At 33.8% G+C, this 5,829-nt stretch carries 11 protein-coding genes; 6 read left to right on the top strand and 5 right to left on the bottom strand.

The features are described 5' to 3' along the window. Both BN55_RS07185 and BN55_RS10295 read right to left on the bottom strand, forming a co-directional pair. Nucleotides 1-640: DUF5067 domain-containing protein (locus BN55_RS07185; RefSeq protein ID WP_040469488.1), on the bottom strand; the 640-nt coding region annotated here is incomplete at its 3' end. Nucleotides 641-663: 23 nt separating this feature from the next. After that, entirely contained in the window at nt 664-1,269 is a 606-nt protein-coding gene (locus BN55_RS10295) for a hypothetical protein (protein WP_008471382.1), read from the bottom strand. Between the two features lie 596 nt (nt 1,270-1,865). On the opposite strand from BN55_RS10295, the gene BN55_RS07195 reads away from it, so the two are divergent. After that, nucleotides 1,866-2,084: a hypothetical protein gene (locus tag BN55_RS07195; protein ID WP_040469489.1), complete on the top strand. Its 219-nt coding sequence runs from the start codon at nt 1,866-1,868 to the stop codon at nt 2,082-2,084. Here BN55_RS07195 and BN55_RS07200 read toward each other — a convergent pair. Both BN55_RS07200 and BN55_RS07205 read right to left on the bottom strand, forming a co-directional pair. Further along, the gene (locus tag BN55_RS07200) at nt 2,038-2,415 is read right to left on the bottom strand and encodes a DUF2513 domain-containing protein (RefSeq protein WP_008471384.1); all 378 of its coding nucleotides are present in this window, start codon (nt 2,413-2,415) and stop codon (nt 2,038-2,040) included. The two genes, BN55_RS07195 and BN55_RS07200, sit on opposite strands and share 47 nt — an antisense overlap. Nucleotides 2,416-2,441: 26 nt before the next feature. Then, nucleotides 2,442-3,170 carry a helix-turn-helix domain-containing protein gene (locus BN55_RS07205; protein WP_008471385.1) on the bottom strand — a complete coding sequence of 243 codons (729 nt, stop codon included), beginning with the start codon at nt 3,168-3,170 and terminating at the stop codon, nt 2,442-2,444. Between the two features lie 168 nt (nt 3,171-3,338). Here BN55_RS07205 and BN55_RS07210 point away from each other — a divergent pair, with 168 nt between their 5' ends. Genes BN55_RS07210 through BN55_RS07225 form a run of 5 tightly spaced genes read left to right on the top strand, consistent with a single transcriptional unit; the run spans nt 3,339 to nt 5,043 of the window. Further along, nucleotides 3,339-3,575: a hypothetical protein gene (locus tag BN55_RS07210; RefSeq protein WP_008471386.1), complete on the top strand. Its 237-nt coding sequence runs from the start codon at nt 3,339-3,341 to the stop codon at nt 3,573-3,575. Then, nucleotides 3,572-4,309, top strand: coding sequence for an ORF6C domain-containing protein (locus BN55_RS07215; protein ID WP_008471387.1), 738 nt, complete (start codon nt 3,572-3,574; stop codon nt 4,307-4,309). The genes BN55_RS07210 and BN55_RS07215 overlap by 4 nt, the downstream gene beginning before the upstream one ends. A gap of 26 nt (nt 4,310-4,335) precedes the next feature. After that, nucleotides 4,336-4,557 (top strand): hypothetical protein, encoded by a 222-nt coding sequence (locus tag BN55_RS07220; RefSeq protein ID WP_008471389.1) that lies wholly within the window; start codon nt 4,336-4,338, stop codon nt 4,555-4,557. After that, entirely contained in the window at nt 4,558-4,734 is a 177-nt protein-coding gene (locus tag BN55_RS10030) for a hypothetical protein (RefSeq protein ID WP_008471391.1), read from the top strand. It abuts the gene before it with no gap. Nucleotides 4,735-4,755: 21 nt separating this feature from the next. After that, nucleotides 4,756-5,043 (top strand): hypothetical protein, encoded by a 288-nt coding sequence (locus tag BN55_RS07225; protein ID WP_008471392.1) that lies wholly within the window; start codon nt 4,756-4,758, stop codon nt 5,041-5,043. A gap of 12 nt (nt 5,044-5,055) precedes the next feature. Here BN55_RS07225 and BN55_RS07230 read toward each other — a convergent pair whose 3' ends face one another. After that, a complete protein-coding gene (locus BN55_RS07230) occupies nt 5,056-5,562 on the bottom strand; it encodes a hypothetical protein (protein WP_008471393.1) in 507 nt (168 codons plus the stop codon). Between the last annotated feature and the right edge of the window lie 267 nt (nt 5,563-5,829).

Genomic DNA, 5,829 nt, shown 5'->3' on the forward strand with positions numbered 1-5,829 from the left:
TAGTTTGTGTAGACGATGCTGTAAGTTTTAAAGGCTTGCCGTAAGTATCCATAGTATCGGAATTCCATGGTTGAAGAAGATAAGTGTCTACATCTTTGTCACCATCGTCCTTGTCTAATTGGTACGACATAGCAAATTGAACTGTTTGACCAGGATCAACCTTATCAAGCTTGGCATTAATTTTATCTTTCCAAGGTATTAAATCGTCTTCAAATTGGGAACGTTCGCCACCAACTTCATGACTAGATTTTGCTAATTTTTGCTCTAGTTTTAAATTATCCATAAAGAAGTCTTCTGGAGTAACACCTTTTTTGGATTTGTTGGTAAATGACGCATCAATTACTACATAATGTACATCCCCGTCAGAAGTAGCATTTTTAAGAGTAACTTTGATTAACTTTTCAATTTTTATTGTTCCCTTGTTAGTCTTAAAAGTGTTACCTACAAATTTATTATTGGTTTGTTCTACAGATTGTTTTTTAGTATCTTTATCTGCTTTATCAAATTTCTTTTCTAACTTATTAGCCTTTTTACTGGTTGCTTGTTCGTCATTGCTATTATCGGCTTTACTAGAACAAGCACTAGTTCCCAATCCTAAAAGTGTTAAGCCAATCGCTCCTAAAATATATCTTTTTTTCATAATATGCCTCCATACTTATATATTTATTCTGGATCTGGTTCATCCGGAATATCTTCCCCAAAATCATCATTTTCGCTTTGTGCTTCCATATCTTTTGCTTTTTGAGTAGGACTTCCATCTGGGTTTATTAAGCCGTTTTTATGAAGCCATTCATCTTGACCTTTAACCCATGAATCTTCTGTTCCATCTGGATTATAGCCGGCAGCATGGTCTGATCCTGGCATAATGGGATGACCTTTTGGATCATAGCCACGTTCCATATTAATTTGGCCCTGAGTTTTAGGTTGTTGATTTTGCTGATTAGCATTTCCTTGGGACTGATTGGAACTTTGTTGGCCATTATTAGTGGAAACTTGTTGTTGATTCTCTTGTTGAGATTGAGTAGTAGCCGTTTGTTTATTATCAGTCGATTTAGCTGCTTGTTTATCAGCAGACGCTTTATTAGATTTTTGTTTGTTAGAACTTTGGCTTTTATCTTTATTAGCTTTTTTGTCAGCCTTATGTTTAACAACTTTAACGGTTTTGCTTGATTGCTTTGATGCAGTTGAGCTGCTTTTTGTACTACAAGCAGATAGTGTCAAATTGAGCAGGACAAGAGCAAAGCTAGCAAGCATATATCTTTTCTTCATACATTCCTCCACGATTGCCTTAGGTTTAACGTCACTGGTATTGTGGACGACGAACAAATGTAGATGCGCGGTCGGAACGAGCGCGCATCTAGGGCGCCCGCGGTTAGATTATCACTTGTTGATTTCATGAATCAAAAGAAGTAAGATAATTAATGTGATTATGATTTGGTTCATGTTTGTCACCTCCGAGTGACGAGGGCACAGCTTGCTGTGCTACACTTAGGAGAGTGACATAACATGAAGGAGCGGGCGCCCTAAGAGTTTTAAGCTTAAGGGATGCCTGCTTTTTTATTGCAGATGATGTAATTGCTGTGAGGTGAGAGCATGAGAAAACTCTTAACAGGCATATCAATTACCCTAACAATTATTTCAGCAGAATTAGTATTCATTGCTGGAATAGTTTTTAGCTATATTATTAATCACTAAAACAATTTAAAAACATAGTGTGATAATAAGCCTAGCAAAAAGCTGAAGACAGGAATAACAAATTTAAGAATAGTATCTTTCTTTGCTTGTTTATACTGATCTAAACCTTATTGATCTAACAACCATCTAAAACCAGTGTCACCTGATATAATTTTCTTGAGGTGAACAGAATGAAAGATATTATTTATTTCACAAAGGAAGACGGTCAGAACATTATTCTGCTAACAGCTCAGAGCAATGCTATTTCCATGATAGGCCCAACAGAAAGAGATTTAAAACTCTATAAAAAGATTTTAGGACATAAGCCAATTAATGTTTACGCTCTAATTGATGGAAAAGAGTTTAAATTCCCAGAAGCTTGGCTAACACCTGACTTCCAATGGAACTAAGCATAGTTATGGAAACACTTGTCAATTTAGAAGCAATTCTTTTGGTCTTTTTCCAAACTTCAGGATCTCTGATTGTATCTAAAAACTGGTGACCACTCCAAGTCAATCCATTACAATCAAAGTAAATCAACTCGTTACTCCCATATTGAGGAGTGCCTTCAATATATTTAGCATCTGCTAATTTTATAAGAACATATTTGATTTCATCTTCATTAAACTCTGAAAGTCTATCTGATTGAAGTATTTCTTCAAGTCGTAAAACTTTACCGTACTGATGTTTTTCTTCAATTGTTAGTAATATGCTTCTTACACATTCATGATTTAATTTCATAAAATTCTCCTATAATTACCGATGCCTTACATATCAAAACCAACATGAATAGCTTTACCCAGAATACGACCTGGATTGTCTTTGTTTAAGATGATCGGGTCGTATTTTGAGTTTATAGGGTAGAGAATGACATTTTGGCCAACATGTTTAATCTTCTTTAATGTGGCTCTGGTATCATCATCAACTTGGACGGCAGCAATTTCATCATCTTCAACAGTAGGTTGCTTATGGATAAGAACAAGAGCACCGTCTGGAATCAAGGGCTCCATTGAATCGCCCTTGCATCTAAGTGCAAAAAGTTCATCTTTTTTCGGTTCTTCTTCAAATAATTCATGAGTGTAGCCCTCAATGTTCTGTTCGGCCAAGATAGGTTCACCGCATGCAATTGTTCCTATAATAGGAACTCGAACGTAATGCATCCCTGAGGTGTCAATAGAGTTGGAGGGATGAGGTTCAAATATATCACGAGCACCATGTGCTACAGCATTTCTAGCTCTTCTACCAATCAGATTTGTCAAACTTATTTGAAAATAATCTGCTAAGTAAAGGACATACTTAATTTGTGGATCAGTTACACCTGTTTCCCAGCGTGAGATCATACTTTTACTTATTTTAGTACCGTATTTTTTATTAAGATCTTCAGCAAGTTTATCCATAGAAAGTTTTTTTTGCTTTCTATATTTTTTTAAGTTGTAACTGAATAGTTCTGAAGCATTCATATCTGAATTATGCTTTGAGATTTCTGATTCATTCATGATTAACATCTTTCTATGTAAACTTAACATCTTTAGTATAAAGCATTTGTTCCTAAAATAACACAAATATTGAAAAAATATTCCGAAATAGGAATTTTGTTGTTGACATAGTTCAATAAATGCATTAAAGTTAAATTGTTCCTTGATAGGAACGGAAAGGAGAATAATATGGAAATTAATCCGTATAATGAAATTAAGGCCTGGATGGTACTTAATAACGTTAAACAGAAAGATTTCGCAAAGTCATTAGGTATTTCAACTAATTTTTTAAATAGAAAATTAAACAGACGAAATACGGATTTCACTTTATCTGAAGCTAGAAAATTGACGCAAGATTATGGGTTTCCAATGCGATATTTTTTTGAAAACAAAGTTCCTTTAAAGGAACGAAAGGAGAAAGCATGAAAGGTAATGTACAACTATTTAATTTTGAAAATCAGCAATTAAGGACTTTAAAGATTAATGATGAACCTTATTTTGTTGGAAAAGATTTAGCTAGCATTTTAGGATATTCCAACACGAGAGATGCGTTAAATCGACATGTTGAGTTAGAAGATCAAAAAATTCTAACGTCGCAAAACACGACTTTAGAAAATATTCCTAATAGAGGGCTGACAGTAGTCAACGAATCAGGGATGTACAGTCTCATCTTAAGTAGCAAACTTCCAAACGCTAAGAAGTTTAAGCACTGGGTAACAAGCGAGGTGCTTCCAGCTATTCGAAAGACTGGATCATATCAGTTACCGCAAACACCAGAAGAGCGTTTGAAACTAACAATAGAAGCTACCATTCATTTAGATGAGCGAATGACTAACGTAGAAAAAGATGTTGATTTTATCAAAAACACATCCGAAATTGACTCAAACCAACGATTTAAACTCCGAAAAGCAAGAGATAGAAAATCGGTAGAAGTTTGCGGTGGTAAGAAGAGCAATTTTTACAAAGATAAAAATAAGCGACGCAAAGTTTTTCGTCAGCTAGAGCATGATTTCAAAGATTCGTTTGTAATTTCAAGATATGAGGATTTATCAAAGAAAGACTTTGATCGAGCACTTAATTTTATTACTAACTGGTATCCATCATATCCGCTACAACAGGACATTCAACAAATGAATGCACAGACTGATTTAGGTCTATAAGCGAGGTAAGAATTGGAGAAATAATTATGAACTACGAAAATGTTAAAGATGCACTTAAAGAATTAGTTGCTTTGAATAGCCCTGGTACAACCTTTGGCAAAGTTTCGACAATTACTGATTCAGGGGTAAAGACTGGAAAAAGAAAGTTTGAAGTAAAAGATCTTCAAGAATCAAATTATGAATTGTTAGCCAATGTATGTGACTTACTTGGTATGAGTGAAATTTATCTTGATGATGGGGAAGAGTAAATGAAATACTATGAACTCCGTTCACGATACGACGGAAGTAGCAAGCCAAATATGATAGTTAAGGAAGTAGTCGTACTTTTAAAAAGCCATCATTTAAATTATGAAGAGGCAAAAAAGACTCTCGATGATGCAAACCAAGTACTTTTAAATTATTTGCTTAATGATACAAAACTTTAGCAGAAAGTGAGGTGAGTGGTGATGGAAGAAAAAGATGACATTTCGATTTTAAATTTAATTGAGAAAAACATAGGCAAAATAAAAGCTTCACATAATTTTCAAGCAAAAAGTTTCTACATTTCTACAATTGAAAAGTTATGTGAAGCGTACGATCAACTGATTAGTGCTGAACTAATTAGTTTAGAAGAAAAGCCATCGATTAGCAAACCGATGACTAAAGAACAATATGATGAATTCTTTAAAAATGCTGGGATTTTACCCAAACGTATCAAAGTAAATAAGAGACTTGATGGAAAAGAAATTAATTGAAGTCTCGGTATTTTATTTTAGTCGGTTTTCTAAGACGTATTTTATCTGGTTGTTATCTAAAACAACTTTAGGGTGAAATGACATATATACGTCAGTACCATCAATCACAAATTTAAATTTCATCTTGTCTCTGATTATCTGATTGGATCTTAAATATTGAAATCCAACTATAAAAGCTTTAGAGGACCTAGGTGGAATATTTAATGGCGTGCAATCAATAAAGGCATGTTGTTCAGCAAGGGTTTTTAAATTAGTTTTTGAAGTTATTTTAGCAGGAAACCAAGTAGATTCTACCGTTTCATCATGGTTTTCAAAATATATGTTTGTAATTGTTGAAGGCCTTGATGACATGTTTGAAATTAAGAAACATACATTTAATTGTTTTCCAGCTTCATGAACCCATCTTAAATAAACTTTGGTTTTGATGTGTTTTTCGTAATAAGTATTAATTGCAGAATAAAGAGAAAGTACAAAAGCTAATGAAGCAACAATAACAGAAATAATTTCATAAAGAGTCAAGGTGAGGTCCTCCATGGATAAAAATACAAAAAAGAATATTACTATTTCAATTATAGCAATGGTTTTGTCGATTATTGCAGTCATATTAGCGCTTATTTAGGACAGGTATAGGAAAACATGAGTTTATCAGAAGAAGATATTAAACGAATTGCTAATGAAGTATATGAACTTCAAATAAAGTGTCACGAGCACTTTGCCGGCTTTTTTGTTTTTTATAGTTAATTAATAGAGTTAGTCATCAGTATCTGTATCACTACCAGAATCATC

The organism is Lactobacillus hominis DSM 23910 = CRBIP 24.179 (assembly GCF_000296835.1).
GTDB classification, from domain to species: domain Bacteria; phylum Bacillota; class Bacilli; order Lactobacillales; family Lactobacillaceae; genus Lactobacillus; species Lactobacillus hominis.